General features: G+C 33.2%; 24 protein-coding genes. 7 read left to right on the plus strand and 17 right to left on the minus strand.

Features of this window, described 5'->3' with window-relative positions; translation table 11 throughout:
• On the minus strand, positions 1–3,051 hold a 3,051-nt coding region (locus ABD745_RS09430), incomplete at its 3' end, for a UvrD-helicase domain-containing protein (RefSeq protein ID WP_344828508.1).
• Positions 3,052–3,233: 182 nt separating this feature from the next.
• On the opposite strand from ABD745_RS09430, the gene ABD745_RS09435 reads away from it, so the two are divergent.
• From ABD745_RS09435 to ABD745_RS09445, 3 genes are all read left to right on the plus strand, one after another.
• The gene (locus ABD745_RS09435) at positions 3,234–3,980 is read left to right on the plus strand and encodes a peptidase associated/transthyretin-like domain-containing protein (protein WP_344828511.1); all 747 of its coding nucleotides are present in this window, start codon (positions 3,234–3,236) and stop codon (positions 3,978–3,980) included.
• A gap of 11 nt (positions 3,981–3,991) precedes the next feature.
• The gene (locus ABD745_RS09440; protein WP_344828514.1) at positions 3,992–4,768 is read left to right on the plus strand and encodes a carboxypeptidase-like regulatory domain-containing protein; all 777 of its coding nucleotides are present in this window, start codon (positions 3,992–3,994) and stop codon (positions 4,766–4,768) included.
• A 97-nt stretch (positions 4,769–4,865) separates the two neighbouring features.
• Positions 4,866–5,600, plus strand: a complete 735-nt coding sequence (locus ABD745_RS09445) for an SIMPL domain-containing protein (protein WP_344828517.1) — start codon at positions 4,866–4,868, stop codon at positions 5,598–5,600.
• A 161-nt stretch (positions 5,601–5,761) separates the two neighbouring features.
• Here ABD745_RS09445 and ABD745_RS09450 read toward each other — a convergent pair whose 3' ends face one another.
• From ABD745_RS09450 to ABD745_RS09470, 5 genes are all read right to left on the minus strand, one after another.
• The gene (locus ABD745_RS09450; RefSeq protein WP_344828520.1) at positions 5,762–6,274 is read right to left on the minus strand and encodes a GNAT family N-acetyltransferase; all 513 of its coding nucleotides are present in this window, start codon (positions 6,272–6,274) and stop codon (positions 5,762–5,764) included.
• Positions 6,275–6,276: 2 nt separating this feature from the next.
• A complete protein-coding gene (locus tag ABD745_RS09455) occupies positions 6,277–6,498 on the minus strand; it encodes a PspC family transcriptional regulator (protein ID WP_047401349.1) in 222 nt (73 codons plus the stop codon).
• Positions 6,499–6,500: 2 nt separating this feature from the next.
• Entirely contained in the window at positions 6,501–7,766 is a 1,266-nt protein-coding gene (locus ABD745_RS09460) for a DUF2851 family protein (protein WP_344828524.1), read from the minus strand.
• Positions 7,767–7,990: 224 nt separating this feature from the next.
• Complete coding sequence (gene bshA, locus ABD745_RS09465) at positions 7,991–9,139, minus strand: N-acetyl-alpha-D-glucosaminyl L-malate synthase BshA (protein WP_344828526.1); 1,149 nt, start codon at positions 9,137–9,139, stop codon at positions 7,991–7,993.
• 45 nt (positions 9,140–9,184) lie between these two features.
• Positions 9,185–10,879, minus strand: coding sequence for a glycoside hydrolase family 3 protein (locus ABD745_RS09470; RefSeq protein ID WP_344828529.1), 1,695 nt, complete (start codon positions 10,877–10,879; stop codon positions 9,185–9,187).
• Positions 10,880–10,996: 117 nt separating this feature from the next.
• Here ABD745_RS09470 and ABD745_RS09475 point away from each other — a divergent pair, with 117 nt between their 5' ends.
• Positions 10,997–11,521 (plus strand): hypothetical protein, encoded by a 525-nt coding sequence (locus ABD745_RS09475; RefSeq protein WP_344828532.1) that lies wholly within the window; start codon positions 10,997–10,999, stop codon positions 11,519–11,521.
• Between the two features lie 77 nt (positions 11,522–11,598).
• On the opposite strand, the gene ribA is transcribed toward ABD745_RS09475, so the two are convergent.
• The 8 genes from ribA to ABD745_RS09515 all read right to left on the minus strand — a co-directional run bounded on the left by ribA (position 11,599) and on the right by ABD745_RS09515 (position 18,645).
• Positions 11,599–12,195: a GTP cyclohydrolase II gene (ribA, locus tag ABD745_RS09480; RefSeq protein WP_344828534.1), complete on the minus strand. Its 597-nt coding sequence runs from the start codon at positions 12,193–12,195 to the stop codon at positions 11,599–11,601.
• 21 nt (positions 12,196–12,216) lie between these two features.
• Positions 12,217–12,675: a hypothetical protein gene (locus tag ABD745_RS09485; protein ID WP_344828537.1), complete on the minus strand. Its 459-nt coding sequence runs from the start codon at positions 12,673–12,675 to the stop codon at positions 12,217–12,219.
• Positions 12,672–13,286 carry a DUF4254 domain-containing protein gene (locus tag ABD745_RS09490; protein WP_344828540.1) on the minus strand — a complete coding sequence of 205 codons (615 nt, stop codon included), beginning with the start codon at positions 13,284–13,286 and terminating at the stop codon, positions 12,672–12,674. The genes ABD745_RS09485 and ABD745_RS09490 overlap by 4 nt, the downstream gene beginning before the upstream one ends.
• Positions 13,287–13,301: 15 nt before the next feature.
• Positions 13,302–13,517, minus strand: coding sequence for a twin-arginine translocase TatA/TatE family subunit (locus ABD745_RS09495; RefSeq protein ID WP_344828543.1), 216 nt, complete (start codon positions 13,515–13,517; stop codon positions 13,302–13,304).
• Positions 13,518–13,546: 29 nt separating this feature from the next.
• On the minus strand, positions 13,547–15,112 hold the full coding sequence (locus ABD745_RS09500) for a peptidoglycan DD-metalloendopeptidase family protein (RefSeq protein WP_344828546.1): 1,566 nt from the start codon (positions 15,110–15,112) through the stop codon (positions 13,547–13,549).
• Complete coding sequence (lolB1, locus tag ABD745_RS09505) at positions 15,109–15,957, minus strand: lipoprotein insertase outer membrane protein LolB1 (protein ID WP_344828550.1); 849 nt, start codon at positions 15,955–15,957, stop codon at positions 15,109–15,111. The genes ABD745_RS09500 and lolB1 overlap by 4 nt, the downstream gene beginning before the upstream one ends.
• 111 nt (positions 15,958–16,068) lie before the next feature.
• Positions 16,069–17,085 carry a sugar phosphate nucleotidyltransferase gene (locus ABD745_RS09510; protein WP_344828552.1) on the minus strand — a complete coding sequence of 339 codons (1,017 nt, stop codon included), beginning with the start codon at positions 17,083–17,085 and terminating at the stop codon, positions 16,069–16,071.
• A 141-nt stretch (positions 17,086–17,226) separates the two neighbouring features.
• A complete protein-coding gene (locus tag ABD745_RS09515) occupies positions 17,227–18,645 on the minus strand; it encodes a lipopolysaccharide biosynthesis protein (protein WP_344828554.1) in 1,419 nt (472 codons plus the stop codon).
• A gap of 202 nt (positions 18,646–18,847) precedes the next feature.
• Between ABD745_RS09515 and ABD745_RS09520 the strand changes: the two genes are divergently transcribed.
• Positions 18,848–20,185, plus strand: coding sequence for a dihydroorotase (locus tag ABD745_RS09520; protein ID WP_344828556.1), 1,338 nt, complete (start codon positions 18,848–18,850; stop codon positions 20,183–20,185).
• 201 nt (positions 20,186–20,386) lie between these two features.
• Here the strand turns inward: ABD745_RS09520 and ABD745_RS09525 are convergent, their stop codons facing one another.
• From ABD745_RS09525 to ABD745_RS09535, 3 genes are all read right to left on the minus strand, one after another.
• On the minus strand, positions 20,387–22,684 hold the full coding sequence (locus ABD745_RS09525; protein WP_344828558.1) for a GH92 family glycosyl hydrolase: 2,298 nt from the start codon (positions 22,682–22,684) through the stop codon (positions 20,387–20,389).
• Between the two features lie 294 nt (positions 22,685–22,978).
• The gene (locus ABD745_RS09530) at positions 22,979–23,659 is read right to left on the minus strand and encodes a response regulator transcription factor (RefSeq protein ID WP_344828560.1); all 681 of its coding nucleotides are present in this window, start codon (positions 23,657–23,659) and stop codon (positions 22,979–22,981) included.
• Between the two features lie 13 nt (positions 23,660–23,672).
• Positions 23,673–24,923: an ATP-binding protein gene (locus ABD745_RS09535; RefSeq protein ID WP_344828563.1), complete on the minus strand. Its 1,251-nt coding sequence runs from the start codon at positions 24,921–24,923 to the stop codon at positions 23,673–23,675.
• Positions 24,924–25,081: 158 nt separating this feature from the next.
• On the opposite strand from ABD745_RS09535, the gene ABD745_RS09540 reads away from it, so the two are divergent.
• Both ABD745_RS09540 and ABD745_RS09545 read left to right on the plus strand, forming a co-directional pair.
• The gene (locus ABD745_RS09540; RefSeq protein ID WP_344828566.1) at positions 25,082–25,492 is read left to right on the plus strand and encodes a DUF1573 domain-containing protein; all 411 of its coding nucleotides are present in this window, start codon (positions 25,082–25,084) and stop codon (positions 25,490–25,492) included.
• 155 nt (positions 25,493–25,647) lie between these two features.
• Positions 25,648–26,529, plus strand: a complete 882-nt coding sequence (locus ABD745_RS09545; RefSeq protein ID WP_344828569.1) for an SDR family oxidoreductase — start codon at positions 25,648–25,650, stop codon at positions 26,527–26,529.
• Positions 26,530–26,662: the final 133 nt, after the last annotated feature.

The following is a 26,662-nucleotide window of genomic DNA, read 5'->3' on the forward strand; positions in this document are numbered from 1 at the left end:
AGTTTCTTCTCCGGTTTTAAAATCGACAATAATATAACCTTCATCATTTTTCAGAATTCGGTCAGGGCGATACATTCTGCTTTCTCCGTTTTCCGAAATCATAATGTCTTTTTCATTTAAGACTTCCCATTTTTCATCAAAAAATTCAGAATGGAGTTTAATAATTTCTTCTAGAGTTTCCTGGATTTCACTTTTTTCCTCAATCGTAATCTGCCCATCCAGAACATAACTTTCCAATACTTTTGCAATGTCCTTTTCCGTATTGATTTTTGAAAGCAATTCATGCACAAAAAGACCGATTCTTACCTTCTCAATTCTTACTTGATAATTTTTCGAAGGTGTAGCGATTTTTATTGAAGTATTTTTTTCGTTAACGTTTTTCAGATTTTGAATATCTTTTGTTTCAAAATGTGACATTTTATCTTTTGAATGCTTTTTCAACATTTCAGGAGTGATTTCGTACAAATCAAATCCATCAAGATTTTCAGTGTTCTTAGATTGGAGAAATTCTAGCAGCTCAAGATTATTCGATGTTTTATTTGCTTTTTGTATATAAAAAAACAATTGTTCAACTGGTCTTGTTGTTGCAACATACTGCAGACACAGTCTGTCTACAAAGTTTTTATAAGAATTTTGCTTATTGAATTTCAGAATTTCTTCGTCGTAAACTTCCAGATTTTTATTGAACTGATTGATATTTACAGACTTCAAAGCACTGTCATTTGTTGTATCAAACCAATTGGTAAACTCAGCATCACGATTTTTATTAATCATCGGAATAAAAACAATCGGAAATTCCAGTCCTTTTGCTTTGTGAATCGTCATAATCTGAATAGCATCGATATTTTCAGAAGCCTGAATCGTGTAAGTCGATGCTTCTTCATCCCAGTATTTCAAAAATTCTTTCGTACTCGCACCTGCATTTTGTGTAAAGTTAAAAAGCATTTCCAGAAAGTTGAGAAGGAAATCGGTTTCTTTATTTTCAACCGAAAATTCGTTAATATAAAATTCTACAAAGTTATATAAATTAAATCTCGGAAAATTCTCCTGTTTCAGTTTCAAAGAATATTTCTGTTGAATGAATTGCAAAATTTCCTCATGAGTTTCAATCTCCAGAATTTTCGTCATTTCCAGAGTAAAATCTGCCATGTGAATTCTTCCCAATTTATTCAGAAAAAACATCATCATGATCAGATTAGGTTTATTCTTCGGATTCGTTTCCCATTTCAGAAACTCAATGACCGCTTTTAAAGTATTGGATAATTCCAGCGTAAGACCTTTATCGGAAATGGTTTTGATATTCGTTTCCTCACCTTTATAAATGACTTTCAGATTTCCCAGTTTTTGAGAATAACTGAAAATATCAAAATTTCCACGGCAAAGAATTGTAATGTCTGAAAATTTAAAACCATTATCCAGACTTTCCTGAATGTCTTTCTGCATTCTTTCGGAAGTATCATTGTAAAAATCTTCGTTGGTTAAGTTCTCAATAAGATTTACTTTTACCCGACCTTCAATCGATGATTTTGGGTTTTGTTCGGCATCTGTTCCAAAAATATTTTTATGTTCTTCTGCTAATTCCCTTGAATGAAATTCATACAGCTCGTTATTAAACTGAACAATATTTTTTGCACTTCGCCAATTGTCTTTCAAAACCAGAAGTTCGGCTTGTTTAGGAGAAAATTCTTTTTTGTTGATAATATCCAGCATCAGTTTACTTTCCCCGCCACGAAAACGGTAAATACTCTGTTTCGGATCTCCAACCAATGTAAATGATGTGTTTTCGGTGGAAACAGAATGATCTCTCAACGGAACAAAATTCTGCCACTGAAGCTCAGAAGTGTCCTGAAATTCATCAAAGAAATAATGCTGGAACTGTGAACCTACTTTTTCATAAATAAACGCAGAAGGCTCATTTTTAAGATTTTCGTTAATTAAAATATTAAATTTTGAAAGTAAAACCAAGTCATTTTCTTCCTCGATTTTTTTCAATTCATCCTGAATATCTTTATTCACTTTCAAAGGAAGAAGTGCAGATAAGATTTTCTCTTTTTTCTGCGTTTCGATGTATAAAAGAATCAACTGCATTCTGTTTTCCAGCAACTGATCGAGGATTTCAAAAATTTCCGGTTCTTTACTTTTTGATTTTGTTGCGGCTCCTTTTCTATAATTATTCACAACCGATTCTTCCGCAGTCGTCGGGAAAGGAAATCCCGCCCTTTTTTGATTGTAAAAATCTAAAATCTTAGTGAAAAATCCTCCTATGCCGTTTTTTCCCTGTGCAAAGTCTTCAATTTCAATATTTCTTGATCTGAATAATTCAATAGATTTTGTGGCAAGTTCAACAGCTTGTTTTTTATTGAATACAATTTCTTTTCGGAGCGTATTTTTTATATTTTCATAATTTGTGTTGTCGAAATCTTTGTTGTTTTTAAGATGTTCATAATGGATATCTTTCACAAATTCTTTCGCCGAATCGTAAAGGTTTTTATTTAAATTAATTCTTTCATTATTTTCAAGGCTGTAATCCACATAATCCATGAAAGAATTAGAAATAACATCATTTTCTCCAATCTGATCAAGCATTTTATCAACCGCTTCAATCAAAAATGGCTCCGCCTCAATTTCAAGATTGAAATTTTTCGCTAAACCCAATTCATAAGAAAAACTTCTTACCAATCGCGAATTAAAACGGTCAATCGTTCCGATATTTAAGGTTGAGTAATTGTGAAGTACATAATCCAACATTTTTTTTGAACGTTGATGAAGCTCATCAATTGTGATTTTCAGACCTTCCTGTTCAAATGCTTTCTGAATGTTTTTTAAATCTCCGTTTTCAGCAAAATGATCGGCGGAAAAATTTCCCAGCCAGGTCAAAATTCTTTCCTTCATCTCATTGGCAGCTTTGTTGGTAAAAGTCAGTGCCAGAATATTCCTTATTGATTGCTGTTGATTAGGATATCGAAGACAGATCATCAAAAGCCGCTGAACGAGAGCATATGTTTTTCCCGAACCTGCTGAAGCATTGATAACTGTATAAGAATTTTGCATTTTTTGAGTAGAATTGAAAGTGCAAGTTAATTAAATTTTGAGTGAAATTTTAACAATATTCAAGTGCTATTTAACAGTTTTCTAATTAAAAGTCTAAAAGAAATGCCAAAACGCGTTAACTGTGGTTAAACTTGCCGTAATATTTAAAAATAATTTTAGTTTTGCTTAATAAAAAATAACCTGTGAAACTTAAACTATTTTTTTTCTTTTCATTTATATTTTTCATCAATATTCATGCTCAGGATTATATTTTCGGGAAGATCATTTCAGAAGATAATGCTGAAATTCCCGATGTTACTGTCATCAATATCAGAACCGATGAAAGGGTTGCAACGAATCGGGACGGACATTTCATGATTTCCGGAAGAGCGGGTGATGAACTTCGTTTTGTAAAAACCGGCTATGAACGTTCCAATAAAAAAGTTACAAAAGAAAATATCGGTTCTCCGATTAATGTGACTTTAGTAAGGGCGGCAACTTTAATTGCAGAAGTTGAAATTAAAAAGGGAATTACGGGTGATATCAAAATCGATGCAAAAAATCTGAATCCACCTAGAAAAGTTCAAAAGCTGAAAAGTGACTTAGCTCTTTATATGTCTCAAAAATCTGATCCGAGGGTTTTGGCTGCAAGACCAGGAGAATTTGTACAACCGAAAGGTCAGGGGTTTTCTATCGGGAAGGTTAAAAACAAATGGGATGATTTAGATTTTGCCAATTACCTAACGTATGCTTTGGGAGAAAAATACTTTACGGATTTGAAGATTGACAGATCATTAATTCAGCATTTCATTTATTATGTTCTCGCAGGAGGTTTTGAAAGAAAGAATATTCTGAAATACGGATTTTGCAGTGATGCCGATTTAATGAGATTTCAAAGAGCCGTTTTGATAAGAATTTCGTCTTACAGAGCTCCGCAGACTCAAAAATAAGATCGTTTGGAATGAAGCTAAGATTTTTAATTATTTTGCTTTTTCTTTTTGTGAATATATTTTCGCAACAGAAAATCACAGGAAAAATTATCGATGAAGATGGGATCAGTTTACCAGCGGTAACTGTTATGAATATTTCTACGGACAAAAAAACATATACTTCAGCTGATGGCACTTTTTCTCTTGAAGCATCACCAAGCGATGAAATCAGGTTTATAAGAAGCGGTTTTGAAAGAGCTTCAATGAAAGCCAGTTACGGACTCAATAAAGAATTAAGTATTACATTAATAAGAATTGCTCAGGAAATTGAAGAAGTAGAAGTTTCTAAAATTACCGGCGATATTACAAAAGATTCTAAAGCCGTGGCAAAAGTTGATAAAGGTAAAATTGTAGAAGATGCGGTCGGGCTTCCGCAACCTGTCGGAAAAATGAGAGAAAGACCGGCAGAGGTAAAAGAGGTTTTAATCCCGATAATTTTGGGGCAGCTCAATATTCAGGGAATGTATGATCTCATTAGCGGTGATGCCAGAAGAATGAAACGCCAATATCGATATGATGATTTGCAGGAAGATATTTTGTGGATAAGAGATCGGGTGGAAGATGAATATTTTACCAAAGAAGGGATTCCTAAAGAACGAATTTCAGAGTTTATTGAATTTTCTTTTGTCAATAAACTGCAAACAAGAACCTTTGTAAGAGCCAAAAATTTAACCGGAGCTTTGTCGAGAATGGATGAAGCAATTCCGGTTTTTGTTAAAAGAATAAAAGAAAGCAAATCTTCTCAATAAATGTTAATAAAATCTTAAAATTTGGAATGAGAATTGATATAATGATTTCACTGAATATTAATTGAAATTATTATAACAAACAAATTCACAAAGTTTTATGAACAAAAATATTATTGCGATTGCAATTGCAGCATTAGGTTTCATTATCGGTCTCGGACTTCTTGGAAACGCCATTAAAAACAGAAATAAATCTGAAAATACGATTTCTGTCACAGGTTTAGGAACCAAACAATTTGTCTCTGATCTCATTACCTGGTCGGGAAGTTTTTCTAAAAATAATTTTGATTTGAAATCGGCTTACGACGAATTGGCTTTAGATAGAAAAGCGATTAATGATTACTTACTGTCAAAAGGAGTTAAGCAAAATGAAATAGTTTTTTCTTCTGTTGACATTCAGAAACAGTTTAAAAATTATACTGACTCCAACGGAAACAACGTTCAGAACGAATTCACAGGATACAATCTTACACAAACAGTTTCTATTGAAAGCAAAGAAGTGGCAAAAATTGAAAACCTTTCCAGAAATATTACGGAAATTATCAACCGCGGAATTGAATTTACATCATCTTCTCCAAGTTATTTTTACACCAAACTGGCAACTGTAAAACAGGAAATGATTGCTTCTGCAACAAAAGATGCCAAAGAACGAGCTGAGAAAATTGCCGAAAATTCAGGAAGCAGTTTAGGAAATCTGAAAAAAGCAACAATGGGAGTTATCCAGATCACAGCTCCGAATTCCAATGAAGATTATTCTTACGGCGGAACTTTCAATACTGCTTCGAAAGATAAAGAAGCAAGTATTACAATTAAGCTGGAATATGAGGTAAACTGATATTTTTCTGAGTTTAAATTTTTTCTCCCACAGATTTCACGGATTTACACAGATGATTGCGGATAATTTAAAAATGAAATATAATATAAACATCTGTGTAAATCCGTGAAATCTGTGGGAACACAAAAAAATCCAAAGCATAATAACTTCGGATTTAAATTTTAATGATAAACAATATCATAAATTTCGTCTTTGACTTCCTCCAGATTTTCAGGAGAGTAATTTGCCAGCAACCACAAGTCTAAAGGTTTTTTCCCCTCTCCGTAACTTGGCTGCACATACATTTCATCAATCAGATTAAAACCATTTCTCTGGTAAAAAGAATATCGTCTTTTGGCATCATCTCCCAAATGTTCAGGTTCAATTTCCAAAATAAGTCGGGGGTAATTTTCAAATAAATATCCTGTAATATGGGATCCTAATTTCTGGCTTCTGAATGCCGGAAAAACTTCGAAATGTTCTACAAAAGTATAATTACTCAGTTCCCAAATGATGAGGTATCCGATATTTTTTGCTTCGTGCAAAACGGAAATTATTTTCACTTTTGGATTTGAAAAAAGCGTTGACAATTTATTCCAGTCTCTTCTTTCGTCTTCCGGAAAAGTTGAACAATAGGATTCGAAAATTTCCTGAAATCTGTAATCTTCAGGAGAAGAAATTTGTAAAAATTCCATGATTATAAATCAAAAACATTGGGTCTTCTGGTGATGAAAATATCTTTCACCCAAAGTGTAAATGCTAAGCCTAAATAGATTAAAAAGAAAAAGCCAGCCGTTGCAAAAGTAGAATAAATGAAAAATATTCTCAGTTTAGATACAGGAATTCCCAGTTTAGCACCCATTCTGGTGAGTACCCCAAACCATTCTCTCTCCATTTTGTGACGCAGATTGTCAAACATGATTATTTTTCTTTTAAAATTTTAAATCCAATGCTGCAATTTAAGCAATTTTTTTCTTCACATGAATTTTTAAAATGATAAATAAAGCTCTGACTTTCTAAAGCGGTCTTAAATTTCAAACCTAATTTTTTCCAGTCTTCAATAACTGAATTTTTTTCTGCCGAAAGATTTTTGTAAAAGTTTAAAATTTCATCAGCGATTTCTTCGTTGTGATATTTATGATAGGTATATTTTAAAGGTAAAATGGTATTTAAAATAATTAATTCAATAAAATCTTTACTCAAAATTTTCGGTTGATCAACCTTTGAAATTTTTCCGAAATTAAAACGATTATCCCAATATCCCGAAGCTTTTACATTTTTTAAAATTGTAAATAATTCTTCTGGGTTTTTTGCATGGATAATTTTTGAAAACAAACTTTGATGCTGATGATAAAGATTCGCTAATTGTGACAGACGAATTGTCGGGAAATTCGGAGGTCTTAATCTTAAAAACTTTGGACGGATTATTAAATCAGGAATATTGAATTTAGCTTTAAGAAAATCGAATTCACGTTTCCATATTTGCATTTGTTCATCTTCAGGGTTTTCCAGCCAGCCAGAAATTCCGAATAATAATGCTTCCAGCTGAGTTTCGTTTTGTCGGATTTTATTGATGATATTGAAATCGATACTTTCCGCAATTTGTCTGAACATAAAAGCATTCACTTTTAAACCAAAAGAATAGGCAAGGCTGTGAAATAAAACTGCTTCAAAATTATTTTTAAATTGTTCTAAATTTTTCTCAAATTCCAGAGATTTTTCCTCCAGTTTTTTTAACACATTTTCCTCATGAAAATTGATCGGAATTTTGTTCGGATTAAAAATGTTTTCACAAGGAATAAATTGATTTCCGCTTACCAATTTTTCGTATTTCCAAAAAATATTTTCGTCAATATAATTTCTTAATTCTAATGTTGGAATATTTTTATTTTTCAATTCATCAATTTCGCAGTCGTTTTGATAAACAACATGAAGAATAATATTCTGATAATTCGGATCCTGAGAATGATTGTGAAAAATCCAGTCAGAGGTTTTTATATGAAGTTCGATGTTTCCAATGAAAATAATGTTATTGATTTTAATTTTTGCTGTTAAGAAATCCGGACCGGAATCGGTGTTCCATTTTCCGAAATCTAATATTTCAATAGCATTTCCTTCAAGATCCTTGAAGTCGAAATGTTTGAAAACTTTGTAGTTCCAGAGGTATTGTAGTAGTTTTTCCGTCATAAGTGTTGAAACAAATATATAATAAAATTACTATATTTTGTTTCAAAGATTTAAAGATCAAATCAATACGGAAAATTACTTTCTAAAAGATGAAAATATGTTTATATTTTTAGGAAAATTAAAGATTTGAGTTTAAAATATTAACTTATAAAAAGAATTTTGAGAATAAAAATGGCTGCATCATTATGAATGCAGCCATTATATTTTAATGTAAAAGAAAATTTCTATGCTTTCGTTAACTCGCTTTTAAAATTTTCGATGGTTGTTCTGTACATTTCCTCATAAATAGGAAGAATATTTTTCAGATCGAATTTTATCGCCTGTTCTTTGGCATTTTTCTTCATTTTTTCTAAAAGTTCTTCATTGCTCAGAAGTTTGATAGTATAATTACTCATCGCTTCTACATTTCCGATTTCTGCCAAAAATCCTGTTTCTCCCTGAATATTCACTTCCGGAATTCCGCCTGCATTTGAACTGATAACAGGAGTATTTGCAGCCATTGCTTCCAACGCCGCCAAACCGAAACTTTCCTGCTCAGAAGGCAATAGAAACACATCTGAAAGCTGAAGAATTCTATATAAATCATTTACTTTTCCAAGCAGACGGATCTTAGAAATCAGTTCAGGGTTTTCTTCCAGAAACTGGTTGACTTTTTCCATATCCGGACCTTCACCGATGATGATTAATTTTGATTTTACCTTTTTCTGAACGCTTTTGAAAATCTGCAATACTTCATCAACACGTTTTACCGGACGTAAGTTGGAAACGTGGATTAATATTTTTTCATCAGGATTGGCAAATTGGGTTCTTTGGCATTCATTACATTCATCAAACTCAGAATTATCTATAAAATTGGTAATCACCTGAATTTCCTTTTTTATTTTAAAAAACTGTAGTGTATCTCTTTTTAAACTTTCAGAAACAGAAGTAATTGCATCTGATTGATTGATGGAGAATTCCACCGCATGTTTATAACTCGGATGTTGCCCGACCAATGTAATATCCGTTCCGTGAAGAGTCGTTACCAGAGGAATATCGTTGTTATCTTCCTGCAACATCTGTTTTGCCGTAAAAGCTGCATATGCATAAGGAATCGCGTAATGGGCATGAAGCAAATCGAGTTTATAAAGATTCACAACACGGTAAATCATCGAGCTCAACGCAATATCATAAGGCTGATATTGGAAAAGCGGATAGGTCTGAACATTCACTCTGTGGAAGAAAATATTCGGATTGGTGATATCTAATCTTGCGGGAAGGGCAGAACTTATAAAATGCACTTCATAGCCTTTATTGGCCAGAGACATTCCCAGCTCTGTTGCCACGATTCCGCTTCCTCCATATGTTGGATAGCAAAGTATGCCTATTTTCATTAGTTTATTGTTGTTTTGATGTTGTAAATATTTTAATTCACACTTTTATTTTACAGTTGTCGGGTTCAAATCGATTCCCATTCCTGCCTTTAATTTATCATTAACCAAGACAGGAAGCCTGCCCCAGATTTTTGTTTTTCCGTTTAAAGCATTCGCTGTTGCCGTCATGGAATCATCATTATTTTCATAGGAAACCAAGACTGTCGAAACTTTTGAAATATCAATATCTTTCAATGCATAAGCACTTCCGAAAACATTGAGAATGATATTTTGATTCTTTGCTAAATCAGCTAAAACTTTTTTCGAAGCGTCTGCAATTTTATAAGGTTTATAAGCCGTTGAATTATCTTTATGAAAACCAACAATCACCGTAGAATTTGCTGGAATTGTATTGATCTCATCAGCTTTTTTAATAATTACGTTTGATCCCAATTGATTGGCGAAAGTTTGAAAAGGGGCTTCTTCCAAAGGAACATAATAGACCTGTTTTCCTGTTAATGGAAGTAATTTTTTATTATCCTTTAATAAAGTCAAAGCATTTGAATATAAATTCTGAACCAAAACTTTATGAGAATCATTATTTAAATCTGAATTAATGTTTTCAGGATTTTTCGGTGAATATTTATCTAAACCTAAGAAATATTTTGTCAGAAGAATTTTCTTCACACTTTCTTCAACTCTGGATTGAGAAATTTCTCCGTTGTCAATTGCTTTTTGGATTAATTTTTTGCCATTGGCAACACCTTGGGAAAACAGCATGATGTCATTCCCTGCTTTGAAAGCCATTGCATCTAATTCTCCCGGGTTATATTTATTGGCTACAGCTCCCATATTTAAGGCATCTGTGATAATTAAGCCTTTGTATCCTAATTTATCTTTCAATAATCCGGTTATAATATTTTTAGAAACCGAAGCAGGAATTCCTTTTCCTGATTCTAAAGCCGGAACGTATAAATGAGCAACCATCACACCGCCAATTCCTTTATTCATTAAAGCTTTGAAAGGTGCAATTTCGATATTATTTAATCTTTCTAAATTATGTGAAACAACAGGCAAATCTAGGTGAGAATCTGTATTCGTGTCACCATGACCGGGAAAATGTTTTATCGCGGCTAAAATATTATTATCCTGAAGTCCGTTTGAATAGGAGAGTGCGGAATTAATCACGTTATTTACCTCAGAACCGAAGCTTCTGTTTCCGATAATCGGATTGTCAGGATTGGTATTTACGTCTACAACTGGCGCAAAATCCCAATTGATTCCCATTCTGTGGCAGTCTTCGGCGATTTTGGCAGACATCTGGTAAATTAAATTTTTATCCTGAATCGCTCCCAGGGTCATTGCCCAAGGAAACTTATGAGCCGTAGCAATTCTCTGAAAAACTCCCCATTCCGCATCCATTCCGATCATCAAAGGAATTTTTGATTTTTGCTGGAATTCATTAACAAGGTTAATTTCTTTAGCGGCATCATCCTGCATTAAAATCAGACCTCCGATTTTATCATTAATAACGATATTTCTTACGTTATTAATCTCATTTTCACCTTTGTTGGTGTAAAGAGCTATGATGAAAAGCTGTCCCAGTTTTTCGTCCTGTGAGAGGTTTTTATACGTTTTATCAACCCATTGATTTGCCTTTTTCAAATCTTCTTTGGAAATGTTTTTAGGCTGATATTGGGCTGTGATTTTTGAGCTTAGAAATAAGAAAATAAAGAGCGAAGTATAAACTAGTTTCTTCATAATTTTTGAATAAGAACAAAAATACAATTAAAAAAATGATGAAAACAATGTTTTTGAATTTTTTGGTATATGATTTGAATATGCTTTATAAATAATAAACAACTAAACTTTTATAAAATGAAAAAATTTCTTCCAATTTTACTATTAGCTTTTGTGAGCTTATTCATATTCAGCTGTGATGACAACAATGATAATACTCCATATACGGATAATGATACCTATTCGATCATGAAGGATGCTACAGGAACATTTTCATCTTCTAATAGTTTTACGCTTTCTATGGATATAAATATTCAGAACACAGATGTTGTTTTAGTATATAGAAAAGTGGGAAATTATTGGCAAAGTATTCCTAAAACTTACTATTTAGATAATGTAACTGTACCAACGACAGGCAGAGAATTAGATTATAATTTTAATTTTAACACGCAAGAAGTAAATATCAGTACATCAGCGAATTTTAATCAATCTACACAGATGTCAGCTGCAGAAACAACGCAATATTTAAATAACCAGACATTTAGAGTGGTATTGGTTCCGGCAAGTGCAGGAAAAACTTCAATTGATCTTACGGATTACAATGCAGTTATTAAATATTATAATATTGATGAGTCTAAAGTAAAGACTATAAAATTTAATTAAGAGAATATATCTTTTCAGTTTTTTATAATTACAAAAAAAGCTCCGGAAGAAGAAATTCCGGAGCTTTTGCTTTTTATTTAGTTGTCATTATCATCGAGTAAATGACCAAAATAATCTTTCTTTGTCTGCAGATAACCTTTACTGTTTTCGTTTGCCGGAATTTGTAAAGGAACCCGTGAGTTCAGATGAATATTACTTTCTTTTACATATTTTACCTTTTCGGGGTTGTTGGTAAGAAGGTTGATATTTTTTACTTCTAATAAATTTAAAATATCAATTGCTACTCCGAAGTTTCTGTCATCTGCAGGAAGTCCAAGCTTTAAATTGGCTTCTACAGTATCAAATCCTTTTTCCTGTAGGGAGTATGCTTTTAATTTATTAATGATCCCGATATTTCTTCCTTCCTGTCGAAGGTAAACTATAATCCCTCCATTTTCATGGATATATTTCATTGCAGCGTCTAGTTGCTGCCCACATTCACATTTTTTTGAATGGAAAACTTCTCCGGTAATACATTCTGAATGGAAACGCACATTTACAGGTTTTGCAAAGTCTGTATTTTCTGCGATAATTGCCATGTGAGGCATCCAGTCATTTTCGTTTTCGGATAAAGCAATCATTCGGAAAGTGCCGTGTTCCGTAGGAACGTTGGATTCCGCCTGAATTTTAATCATTAATAGTCCTAAATTAGTTTTTTAATTTCCTTTTATAGAATCTTCGATTGCAGAAATGTTGGTTTTTAATCTTACCAGATATCTGTTGAGAACTTCGTCATCATCTTTATTAAGATTTTGTCTCAGTTTTTGAATTTTTTTATAAGATTTTTCAAAGTCTTTTACAGCTCTGTTTTTTCCGGTCACATTATTGGCATCGATTGCATATAGATAGTTCTGCAAACTGTACTTTAATGTTGTAATTTCAGTATTTAAACCGGTATTTTTAAACTGTGGGAAGGTAGCAATCAGGTTAGAAATTTCAGAAGCATTCACATTTTCTTTTACATTAATTTCAATGCTGTTCTTTGTTCCTCTGTCTGAATCGGAACCTTTGGTCTCACTATAAAAGCTAGTTGACAGCGGCGAAAAATTTGGTTTTTCCGTTGCGCAAGAAGATGTTATAATAATTATTACTCCAAAAAAAATTAATCGTTTCATTTTTGTTGCTCCTTTTGATAAAGGATTGGGTTAAGACTTTCATCGTTGTACATTTTCATTTGTTTGTACACCTTTATCTTAACATCACCGTTCTCAATATCAGTAAGCAACTGATTAATAGAAACAGACAGGTCCTCGTGCTGTGTAAGAAGAACATCTAATTTTGCCTGACAATTGGCTCTGTGTTCCTCTGAAGCTGATTCTCTGGTTGCTTCTAACGACATATGATAAACCTTTAAAGCAAGAATTGATAACCTGTCTACCGCCCATGCGACAGTTTCAGTATTGATTTTTGCTTCCGGTTTAGGAGTTATATTTTCAAACTTATTAAGAAACCAACTGTCGATAAATTCTACCAAATCAGTTCTTTTCTGATTTGATGCATCTATGGTTCTCTTCAGATGAAGAGCTTCAGTCGGATCAATATTTTCATCTCTAATTATATCTTCCAAATGCCATTGAACGGTATCAATCCAGTTTTTAGCATACAAAATCCGTTCCAAAGTATCCTTTTCGAACGGGTTATTAATTAGAGTGTTAACGTCATCAGACACGTGATAATCTTCAATAGATTGATTGAAGACTTTCCATGCAGTTTCTGTAAAATTCATCAATTTTAAGAAGTTTTAGTTGCCAGAAGGATTATTAACGTCAGTTGAAGAAGTCTTTTTCTCAGAGCCTGGTTTGTCTTCTTCCTTTATGGCATCTTTAAATTCTTTAATACCGGAACCTACACCTCTCATTAGTTCGGGGATTTTTTTACCTCCGAAAAGTAATACAAGAAGTATTGCTACGATTAAGATATGTTGCCAAGATAATGACAATATTGTTAGTGTATTCATTTCTAAATTTTTTACAAAGTTAGTCTTTTTTAATAAGAAACCCAACCTAAAGGATCAACTGGTGTACCTCCGTTCCATACCTGAAAATCAAGGGTATATGTTCCGTCAAAATCCTGACCTACCACACCTAAAATAGTTCCGGCAGAAACTTGCTGTCCTTTGGAAACGCTTACACTGCCCAAGTTGGAATAGATCGTGAAGTAATTACCGTGCTTCAACATAACTGTTTTAGTACCGTCACTACTTGCTATAACAGAAGATACGGTTCCGGGGAATACAGATTTTGCCCGTGTTCCGGATGATACGGAAATTTTAATACCGTTGTTTTCCTCATCAATATTTTTAAAAACCGGATGAGGATGTCTTCCGAAACGGTGAGTGATTTGTCCTATTCTATCAGCAGGATATCCTAATCTTCCTTTATTGTCTGCAAAATTGCTTCCGGCTACGGTAGTAACACCATAATTGGTCATTGCTTTGGTTTCTGCAGCTTTTTTGTCGTCTTCTTTTTTCTTTTCTAATGCTGCTTCAGCTGCTTTTGCTGCGACTAATTTTACTGAAGCTTCTTTTGCTTTTGCAGTTGCTTCATCAGACGCTTTTTTTGCGGCAACCTTTCTTGCTTCGTCTCTTGCTGTAGCTTCGCTTTTTGCGGCTTCATCATTTCTTTTTCTTTCTTCTTCAGCTCTTTTTGCCGCTAGTTCTGAAGCTTTTCTTACTTCTGCTTCTGCAGCAATCCTTTCTCTTTCTAAAGCTTCAGCTCTTGCTTTATTTTCGGCTTCAATTCTTGCTTTTTCTCTTTCAGCGGCTATTTTTGCTAAACGGATTTTTTCGGCTTCTGCTTTTTTCCTTATTTCTTCTTCCGCTTTAGCTATTCTTATTTCTTCGGCGATGATGCTTCTTATCTGTCCTTCCAATGCCTTAGACTGAGTTTGTTTTTGTCTAAGTTCTGCTGATAATTTAGATTCATTTTTCTTGAAATCTGATACCAGCTGTTCTTTTTGAGCTCTTTCAGCATTGATTGTTGTTAAATCTTTCTGCTGATTTACCAATAGATTTGCTTTCTCTTTTACAGAGTTTTGCTTCTGAGTAATTGATTGCTTGATTTTGGCTGCTGCATTTGTAATTTCTGCAGCCTTTTTGTCCTGATAATCCGAGTATTGTTTTAAATATTGAACTCTTCGGATTGCTTCTCCCATATTTTTGGCAGAAAGAATGAAGGTAACTTTATTTTGTACCCCTTTGTTTTTATAGGCATTTACCAAAACTTTAGCATAATTCTCTCTGAGAACTTTTAAATCTTTGTTTTGGCGGTTGATTTCCAATTGACGAAGGTAAATATCATCCTCAATAAATCTTTTTTCCTTCTGTGTATTGTTATAGACTTTTTCTCTTAACGCTAATTTTTTATTAACGTTATCAAGATAAGCAATAGACAGCTTAGATTCATTTCTGGTCTTTGCTAAATCGTTGTTTATTTGTGCAATTTGTTTTTTAAGTTCGGCATTTTGTTTTTGCAACTGTTCCTTCTTCTGAGCCTGCCCATTGTGGAATCCGAACAATAAAATACCTATTAAAAAGCTAAATTTTTTAATCATTTAATCTCAATTTTCTTATAACTAGATGGTACAGAATAGGGTGTATCCATCCTCGAAAAGTCAAATTTCGTATTTTCCATTAAAATCTGACTGCTTTTTGAGCCTTTTATAATTATTTTAACATTTCGTGGAAGCCTGATTCCATTGATTTCTTCCCAATTTTCATACGAAACATCCATTTCATCCGGAGACAAAACATCCTTTAGATTCACACTCAGCAAATCATAGTTTTTATCATATTGTAAAACTATTTTGTATTCTCTTGTTTTTTCGTCTGTTACGATTTTTTGATTAACATTTGATGCCATTTTAAAACCCTGAGCATTTCTTGTCAGCGTAAATTGTGAATCATTAATCTTAACAAAAGTTCTTCCCAGCAGAATTTTTTCTAAGGATTTGTAATCGATAAAGTTAACGTTCAATAAATTATTAAGGTACTCAAAATCAGAATCAATATACGCTTTTGATGTTTTATCCTGTCCTTTTATTCCTTCCGGAGTGGCGATTCCACGGGCAACGGTGAACAAAAATGCCGTAAGGTTCATCCAGACTTTTTTATCTTTTTCAATATAAATGGTAGCATCAAGCGTAGGGACAAAACTTCCGGTTTCTACATTGACTTTACTGCTTATTTTTATTTGTTCAAACTGAGGTTGTGGAATTACATGTTCATAGAATGCAAGTTTATCACTTACCGGCTCATTTATATCTATCGGTTTTTTGTTGTCTTCTAAAACGTAAGCACTATCAATTTTAACAGTATTATCTTTTTTTCTGGCAGAATTCCTTGTTTTACAAGAAGTCACTACTAAAAGTAATAATAGTACTATGATCCAGTTTTTCATGTATTTACCTTTTCAATTTTAAAAATACGTTGCAATATTAACGCCAAACCACACAAACATTTTGTGTGGCTTGAATATACTTTATTTTGGTTAAATATTTTCTGTTCTGAGTTATCTGGATAAAAAATCCAAAACCGAATAATCTCCCAAAGAAATTTCTCTTGCAACCCCGAAATATTGTGCCGAATTTCCGATCATCGAGTTGGAAAGATTTCCATGATTAATTCTTGTGTTTTCCTGAACCAAAGAATTTTCAATATTTGAATTCACAACAATCGTATTGTTTCCTAACGAAACTCCGGGACCTACTTTTGAGTTCGAAATTTTCACATTTTCCCCAATAAAACAAGGCTGAATGATCAATGAATTCTCAATAACAGCGGAAGCGGGGAAGTGAGACATTTCCTCTCTTTCATATTCCAGTATTTTGCTGTTGGTTTCTACGGTTGCGTTTTTGTTTCCGCAATCCATCCAATCATTCACTTTTCCAAGTGAGAATTTTGCACCTTTTGCTCTTAAGTTTTCTAAAGCTGTTGTTAATTGATATTCACCACCATTTTTAATATCATTATCCATGATATAATTAATTTCAGCCATCAATTTTTCAGCACTGTTAAAATAATAAATACCTATAATTGCTAAATCTGAAACGAAAGTCTGAGGTTTTTCAACGAAATCTGTGATGAAACCGTAGTTATCCAATTTTACAACTCCGAAAGCTGAAGGATCTTCCACACTTTTTACCCAAATTACACCGTCCGAATTTTTATCTAAAATAAAATCTGCACGGAAAAGTGTATCTGCAAAAGCAATAACGACATCTCCGCTCATCGATTGCTCTGCACATTTGATGGCATGAGCTGTCCCAAGAGGGTCGTTCTGATAATAAATGCTTCCTTTTGCTCCTAATTTTTCGGCAATCTGAATAAGAGATTTTTCAATCTCAGGACCAAAATCTCCGATGATAAAAGCTACTTCTTCAATATTTTCCCCTGCAACTTTAGCAATATCTTCCACCAATCTTTGTACAATTGGCTTTCCTGCGATAGGAATAAGAGGTTTTGGGACAGTAAGTGTATGTGGACGTAATCTGGAACCGCGTCCAGCCATAGGAACAATAATTTTCATAAATTATATAAGTATGTTTTTTGTTTAGTTAGTTTTAATAATAAAGTTAAAGATAGGAATTAAAATCATTGATGTGGTATGATTTATATCTTTTTAAGTATTTGGTTAAATTAGAATTATTGTCAGATTTATTATGAAATTTTATTTTTTGATTTTAGACAGCAACATATTTTTTTCAGAATAAATCAAAATTCCTGCGTAGACTAAAAATAATAGATTTCCGATCCATAAGTTATAGTCAAAAAATTCAACAATTGCATAGCTGAATGCTGCTAAAAGTATAATGAAAAAAGAAATTTTCTTCATTCTGTAAGGGATCGGATAGTATTTTTGACCTAGCCAATAAGAAAGAACCATCATAATAAAATAGGCAGCCAACGTCACCCAAGCTGAAACCATGAAACCATATTCTTTTAACAGGGCAAAATTCAAAATAATAGTAACAATAGCACCTGTCCAGGAAATATAAGTTCCGACTCTGGTTCGGTCGGTCACTTTATACCAGGTTGAAAGATTGTAATAAATTCCGAAAAATAAATTAGCAATAACGATAATCGGAATAATATTAAGAGCAATCCAATAAGAATTATTCGGAACCAAAAGAAGTTTTAACCAGGACACATTAGCAATGATTCCCAAAGCAACTATTGAAGCGAAAAAAGAAAAATATTCCGTCACTTTTGCATAAGTAAGTTTAGCGTTCTCATTTTGCATTTGCTTAAAGAAAAACGGTTCGATTCCCATTCGATAGGCTGTTACAAAAAGAGTCATTAAAACTGCCATTTTGTAGCAACCGCCATAAGCTCCTGCATCAGAATCTTCAATTAAAAATCTTTGAATGAATTTATCAAAATTTTCATTCACCATAAATGCCAAACCCGCAATCATAATCGGCCATGAATATTTGATCATTTGCAGAAAAAGATCTTTTGAAAACTGAAATTTTATTTTTAAAATAATAGGTAAAACAAGCAAAACTCCTAAGAAACTTGCTGCCAAATTGCTGTAAAAAGGATAGGCTACTTTTTCTTTTAAACCTAATTTAAGAGAAAATTCCTGAGGAATATAAAGGAATAAGGCAATTGCAAAAGCACTTTGAAAAATAGCCTGTATTACTCTGATTGCCGTATATTTTATCGGTCTGTTGTGAAACCTGAACCAAGCCAAAGGGATAACAAGAAGATTGTCGAAGAAGGCGATCCATGCAAACCATCTGATGAATTCCGGGGTGTTGGAATAATCAAAAACATCGGCAATTGGTTGATTAAATAATAAAACGAGTATTAAAAAAACAGATGACAAACCTGTAAGAAACCAGAAAGATGTGTTGAAAACTTTTTGTTCATTGTCTTTATCGGATGAAAATCTGAAGTAAGCCGTTTCAAAACCAAAAGAAAGAACAATATTGATGAAGGAAATCAGGGCGTAAAGATTGGTGAAAATTGCAAAATCACTGTTATTAATGTTTTTTATAAACAAATAATTAAGCAATACGACAATTATCCTCGGCATAATCGCTCCAATTCCATATATAATTGTCTCGTTGAGAAGTTTTTTCAAGATGTGAAATTTTATGCAAATGTAAATAATTAAGAATTGATTTTTTATTCATGACATTAAAATTCATTCATAAATCTTAATTTTGCTTTTATATAGAAGCTGAAAATTAGAAGTTAGAAATTAGTGATTACTTATAACTCACAATTTATAACACAAAATTTTTTCTACTTCTAAGATCTAACATCTAATTTCTAAGTAAAAAATGAAGACCTTAATCAAAAACGTAAAAATCGTCAACGAAGGACAGATTGTTGAAAGCGATATTTTAATTGAAAATGATTTAATTTCTAAAATAGATTCCCAAATTTTTGAAGAAGCAGACCAAATTATCGATGGTTCCGGAAAATACCTTTTACCGGGAGTAATTGATGATCAGGTGCATTTCCGTGAGCCAGGTTTAACCCACAAAGGAGATATTGAAACAGAATCAAGAGCTGCAATTGCTGGAGGAACAACAAGTTTTATCGATCAGCCAAACACAGTTCCGAATGCTGTAACGCAGGAATTATTGGCGGATAAATACGAAATAGGTTCTCAAAAAGCTTACGCCAACTACGGTTTTATGATGGGCGGAACGAATGATAATCTGGAGGAAATTTTGAAAACAAATCCAAGAAATGTTCCCGGAATTAAATTATTTCTAGGCTCTTCTACAGGAAATATGCTGGTCGACAATCCCGAAACACTTGAAAATATTTTCAGTAATACAAAAATGCTGATTGCCGTTCATTGTGAAGATGAAGCAACAATTAAGGCAAATACTCAAAAATATTTAGATGAATATGGGGAAGATATTCCTGTGAAATTCCATCATTTGATAAGAAGTGAAGAGGCTTGCTACAAATCTTCTTCAAAAGCAATTGAATTGGCTCAGAAAACAGGAGCAAGACTGCACGTTTTCCATTTGTCAACAGCAAAGGAAATGGAACTTTTCAGAAATGATATTCCTTTAAAAGATAAAAAAATTACAGCGGAAGTTTGTGTTCATCATCTGACTTTCACGAATGAAGATTACGATACAAAAGGAGGATTAATTAAATGGAATCCTGCCGTAAAAACGCAAAAAGACAAAGACGGGCTTTGGGAAGCGCTGTTGGATGACAGAATTGATGTGATTGCAACAGATCATGCACCCCACACTTGGGAAGAAAAACAAAATGTTTACACAAAATGTCCTTCGGGAGCGCCTTTGGTTCAGCATTCTTTGGTTGTGATGCTTGAAAACTATAAAAACGGAAAAATTTCTTTGGAAAAAATCGTTGAAAAAATGTCTCATAATCCTGCGATTCTTTTCAGAGTTGAAAAAAGAGGTTTTGTGAGAGAAGGTTATAAAGCAGATTTGGTTTTGGTTGACTTAAATGAAAACTGGACGGTTGCCAAAGAAAATATCCTTTACAAATGCGGTTGGAGTCCGTTGGAAGGAATGAATTTCCATTCTAAAGTTACCCATACTTTTGTAAACGGAAACTTAGTTTACGATAACGGAAAAATTAATGAGCAAAAATTCGGGGAGCGATTGCTTTTTGAAGTTCAAGAATAAATTATATCAATAGGAGCGGGCTTTAGCCCGCTTTTTCTTTTTACTTAAAATTGGCTTTAGCCAAAACTTATAGAAGTTCATAAAAAAAGACTGTAATCTGCAGTCTTTTTTGTTATTTACCTTTCTCAGATTTCCCCATATGACGCAGATTTTAAAATATAATCATCGGTGAAAATTTGTGAAATCTGTTGGAAAATTAAATTATTTCTTAGGCTTAGCACTCATATAAAAACTCAACTTGCCGCCATTCATAATATCAGAATGTTTCAAAATAAAATTTTTAATTTCTTTTCCATTCAAAAGAACTTTTTCAACATACACATTCTTCGGACTTTGATTAATGGCTTCAATTTCGAAAGTTTTTCCGTTTTCTAAATTTAAAACAGCATTGTCAATCACAGGACTTCCAATCGCATAATCTTCTGAACCCGGAGCAACAGGATAAAAACCAAGAGAACTCAAAATATACCAGGCGCTCATTTGTCCTGCATCATCATTTCCGCCCAATCCATCGGGAGTCGCTTTGTATTGCATTTCCAAAATTCGTCTGATCTGCGCCTGAGTTTTCCACGGTTGTCCTGCCCAATTATAAAAATAAGCAACATGATGAGCCGGCTCATTTCCGTGAACATATCCACCGATGATTCCTTCCCTTGTAATGTCTTCTGTGTTGGCAAAAAACTCGTCTGGTAAATGCATAGTGAATAATTCATCCAGTTTGGAAGCGAATTTTTTCTTTCCACCCATTAGTTGAATTAATTCATCTGGATTTTGAGGAACAAAGAAGCTGTAATTCCAGGAATTTCCTTCGATGAAACCTTGTCCGTGAGTGCTTAATAAATCAAAATCTTTTTTGAAACTTCCGTCTGCCAAACGAGGTCGCATAAATCCGGTGGTTTTATCAAAATTATTTTTCCAGTTTTCAGAACGCTTGATGAATTGATTGTAAATTTCCGTTTCGCCCAAATGTTTCGCCAATTGAGCAATTGTCCAGTCGTCATAAGCATATTCCAGCGTGTTTGAAACTGAAGTTCCGCTTTTTTCAGCAGGAATATAACCCAAATCTATATATTGCCCGATTCCTTCGTAATCTCTTTTATTGGCAGTTTCTACACACGCTTTTAAAGCTTCTTTTGGATCTCCGTCATAATTTCCTTTAATAATTGCATCTGCGACCACACTCACGCTGTGATAACCGCTCATGCACCAATTGTCGTTCGCGTAATGAGACCAGATTGGCAACATTTTCATCGAAAATTGATTATAATGTGCCATCATCGATTTCACCATGTCATTATTTCGTTTCGGTTGAATAATATTAAGAAATGGATGAAGTGCGCGATAAGTATCCCAAATGGAGAAAGTTGTATAATTGGTGAAACCTTCCGCTTTGTGAATATTTTGGTCCAAACCTTTATATTCTCCGTTAACATCTGTGTAAGTTGTCGGATTGATAAAAGTATGATACATCGCGGTATAAAAGCTTGTTTTCTCTGTTTCAGAGCCTTTAATGACGATTTTATTTAATTCTTTATTCCAAGTTTCCTGCGTTTGTGCTTTAACTTGATCAAAAGACAAATTTCCAACTTCTTTTTCTAGGTTTTCTAAAGCATTAGCTTGACTTACTGGTGAGATAGCCAATTTAACTTCAATGGCTTCATTTTCATTCGTATCAAAATCAAAATACATTTTCAGGTTTTTTCCTGCGATTTCAGGGAAATTTTTAGTCTGGTCAAATTTTCTCCAAAAACCATTGTAAACCTGTTTTTCATCATAATTTTTCTGACCATAAGATTTAAATGATTTTGAAAACTTCAATGCAAAATAAACCGTTCTTGTTCTTGCCCAACCGTTGGTTTGTCGATAACCTGTGATTGTATTTCCGTTTTCTACACGAACATAAGTCCAGACATTTTTACCATCATAATTGTAAATTCCTGCCATTAAATCCAAAATAATATGCGCCTGATCAGATTTTGGAAAAGTATAACGATGAACCCCAACTCTTGTTGTCGCCGTTAATTCCGCTAAAATATTATCATCATCAAGTTTTACTTTATAATATCCGGCTTCTGCTTTTTCGTTTTGGTGGGAGAATCTGCTTCTATAACCATTTTCCGGGTTGGTTGCAGTTCCGGGATTCAATTGTAATTTCCCGACTGTCGGCATAATCAGAAAATCTCCTAAATCGGAATGTCCTGTTCCACTGAAATGTGTAGAACTGAAACCTACAATGGTTTTGTCTTCGTATCGATAGCCTGCGCAGTATTTATAAACATCACCATTGTATTTTCCGTTGAGTTCGTAAGAAATAGAGTCAGTTTCCGGGCTTAACTGTACTGCTCCGAAAGGTGCGGTCGCTCCGGGATAAGTATGTCCCATTTTTTCTGTCCCGATCAACGGATTGACATATTGATGTAGTTTTTCGAATTTTTGAGCTTTACAATGTAAACTGAAAAATAAAAGAAATAGAAAAAGAGTAGTTCCTGACCTTTTCATTATATGGATATTATTTCGGAGAGTAAATTTAGATAAAATCAAAGAATAATTATTTATCGTTTTTAATTGTTTAAAATGATAGTTGGAAGTTTAATGTCTGTTGGAAAATCGCAAGACGCAAAGGTTCATTAATCTTTATAAAACGCAAACACTTCGGCAGGCCCAGTGTGACAAAAGATTTCCGGCAAATTATACAATATTAAATTTTATCGTAGATAAAATCCTTGCGCCTTAAAACAGGACTCAATTCAAAAAAACTTTGTGTCTTTGCGATTTCCCAACAAGAAAATTTTATCATTTTTCAGAGAAGCGGAAACCAATTCCGTGAAGATTTTCAATGAATACATCTTGTTCATCGACAAATACTTTTCGTAATCTTGAAATAAATACATCCAGACTTCGCCCCATAAAATAGTCATCATCTCCCCAAATTGCCTTCAAGATGTCCTGTCTTTTTAGAACCGTGTTTTTATTGCGGATAAAATACAAAAGCAGTTCAGATTCTCTTTGAGTAAGGGTAATGGTATTATGAATATCCTGTAAAGTGTAATTTTTAGGATCAAAATTGTATTTTCCGACTTTGTATTTTTGTGGAAAAGATTCTGTTTTTTTCGAGCGTTTCAGGAAAACTTCAATTTTCAGGATAAGTTCTTCAATACTGAAAGGTTTTACCAGATAATCATCGGCACCAATTTTTAGTCCTTTAATCCTGTCTTCTTTTAAAGCTTTTGCGGAAATAAAAATGATTGGGATTTCAGAATTTTTGTCACGAATACATTGAGCGAGTTCAAAACCATTCATCTCAGGCATCATGATATCTAAAAGGCAAATATCGAAATTTTCTTTGTTAAATGCTTCCAACGCAGATTTCCCATCTTGATAAGAGGAAATATCATAATAACTTTCCAGACTGTCCTGAATGAGGAAGGCTATCGTTTTGTCATCTTCTGCATATAGAATTTTTGATTTTTCCATGATTTGCACATTATTATTTAAATGGTAAAAACAGAGTGGTAGTAATCCCTTTATCGCTGTTGTTTTCAACTGAAATTTTCCAGTTATGTTGCTGAACAATCTTTTTTACATAAAATAAACCCAATCCAAAACCGTTTACTTCGTCACTTTTTTTGGTATTAACCCTGTAAAATTTATCAAAAATATGAGGAATATTTTTAGAAGGAATACCTATTCCATTGTCTTTGAATTTTAGATATAAGCCTTTTGCATCTTTAATGGAAGAAATTATAATATGAGGCTCGCTTTCACAATATTTAATTGAATTATCTAAAATATTGTAAATGATATTGGTAAAGTGGAACTCATCCGCACTAATCGAAATATTACTGTCAATATTTACTTCAATAGAAATATTTTCATTCTTTTGTTTGATGGTATTAACAATTTCCTGAAGAAAAGGTAGTAAAACAATTCTTTGAGGTTTTAAAGACAATCCGGAAGCATCGTTTTTTGCAATGTTCAATATTTTTTCAATATGATTATTAAGTTTATTGCTTTGATCGGTGATGATGGTAGTGTAAGTCTGCAGCTTTAGGTTTTCTTTTACGATATCCTGTTTTGTTAATGCTTCGGAAGCCAAAAGTATTGAAGAAAGAGGAGTCTTAAACTCGTGCGTCATATTATTGATAAAATCCCGTTGTAGTTCGGAAAATTTCTTTTGTTGAATAATCGTGTAAATTGAATAAACATACACCAAAAGAATAATAATCAAGGCAAAAGTGAGCAAATACCAGAACCTTAATGAACTTATCAAATAGGTTGTTTTATCCGGAAAACGAATTGAAAAATAATAGACTAAATTTTTATGCTTTGGAAATTTAATAACCTTATTATTAGGACTTTCCTGATGGGTTGAAATATATTTTCCATAGATCATTTTATCACTATGACAATTGTATAATGCATAAACATAATCGGTATTTATTTGAAAACGTGTAAATTCAGTTTTCAGATAATACTCCAAAACTTCCGGATGAAATTCATTATTAATATTAACGACATAATAGTCATTGGAAATATTCTGAACGGGGCTTTCCGTAAAAGAAGTTTCGCCTCCGGACAATTTTTCTACAACTTCCAGTAAGGCAATATTTACCTTTTGGTCAAATTTTTTATTCTCAAGATTATACGCCTGTCGTGTCCATAGAAGCTGGGCTATTAAAATTCCGATAATAGCAACAAACCCGAGAGTGATAATAATATTGAGTTTCTTTATTTCCATTTACAGAAGCAATATTATCCAAAAATATCTATTATTTTTTTATCATTAACAACTTATTAACAAATGTTTGATAGCGGTTAACATGTGGAATAAATAATCCTCTTACATTTGCTATATCAAAAATAATAATTGGTTTAACCATTAATAAAATTTATATCATGAAAAATTTAAAAATTACTGCTCTTTTAGCTGTTTTGGCATTCTCTCCATTTTATGCAAATGTACTTCCAACTGACCATTCACCTGTTGTAAGAATCCTTGCAGACATTACTTGGAAATCAGAATCTATCGATGTGGGAAACATTCCTCAGGGAAAACCAAAAGTAATCAGATTTGAATTTACAAATACATCAAAAAAGCCGATCATTATCGAAAATGTTGCTCCGTCATGTGGTTGTACTACAGCAGATTATACAAAAACTCCAATCCTTCCTGGGAAAAAAGGATTTGTAGAAGCAAGCTATAATGCAGCAAATGCAGGTGCATTTATGAAAACGGTTAACGTTACAACAAGCGATAGTAAAACTCCAAAAACTCTTTCTTTCAAAGGAACAGTTGTAGCTTCATAATTAATTTAATCTTGTTCAATATAAAAACAGCCTGGTAATTTATTGTCAGGCTGTTTTTTGTTTTTATTTAAAACAATTATTTGTAGCATCATTTCTTAATTTATTTTAAAGCACCGCATCTCAATATTTATTATTTTTAAGAAAAATTAAAATATATGAATCTATATACACAACCGATGTTGCGTGAAGATGCACTGAAAGATAAAGTAGCTATCGTCACAGGCGGTGGAAGCGGCCTTGGTAAAGCGATGACCAAATATTTTCTTCAATTGGGAGCAAAAGTGGTAATCACTTCCAGAAATTTGGAAAAATTACAGGGAACTGCAAAAGAATTGGAAGAAGAAACTGGTGGAAAAGTGCTTTGCGTTGCATGTGACGTAAGAAATTGGGATGAGGTAGAAGCGATGAAAGAAGCGGCTTTAAAAGAATTCGGAAAAATTGATATACTTCTAAATAATGCAGCTGGAAACTTTATCTCTCCAACAGAAAGATTGACGCATTCCGCATTCGACTCTATTTTAGATATTGTGTTGAAAGGAACAAAAAACTGTACACTTTCCATTGGAAAACACTGGATCGATTCAAAAACTTCAGGAACAGTTTTAAATATTGTAACAACTTACGCTTGGACAGGTTCGGCTTATGTTGTTCCTTCAGCTTGTGCAAAAGCAGGAGTTTTAGCAATGACAAGATCGCTCGCTGTTGAATGGGGGAAATATAATATCAGATTTAATGCAATTGCACCGGGACCATTTCCTACAAAAGGAGCTTGGGACAGATTGCTTCCGGGAAATATGAAAGATCAATTTGATTTAGCTAAAAAAAATCCACTCAAGCGAGTAGGAGAACATCAGGAACTGGCAAATCTTGCCGCTTATCTGGTTTCAGATTTTTCATCTTTTGTAAATGGTGAAGTTGTAACAATTGACGGTGGAGAATGGTTGCAAGGTGCAGGAGAATTCAATATGCTTGAAGATATTCCTCAGGAAATGTGGGATGCTCTGGAAGCAATGATTAAAGCTAAAAAATCAAATTAATTATTAAGCACGAATGTTTTCACTGTCATTCTGAATGAATGGAGTGGAGAATCGCTAAAAATATTGCTTAGATTCTTCCTTCGTCAGAATGACAAAACGACAATATATAAGACGGTTTTTCAAAATAAAAATT

It is taken from the genome of Chryseobacterium ginsenosidimutans (assembly GCF_039536845.1).
GTDB classification, from domain to species: domain Bacteria; phylum Bacteroidota; class Bacteroidia; order Flavobacteriales; family Weeksellaceae; genus Chryseobacterium; species Chryseobacterium ginsenosidimutans_B.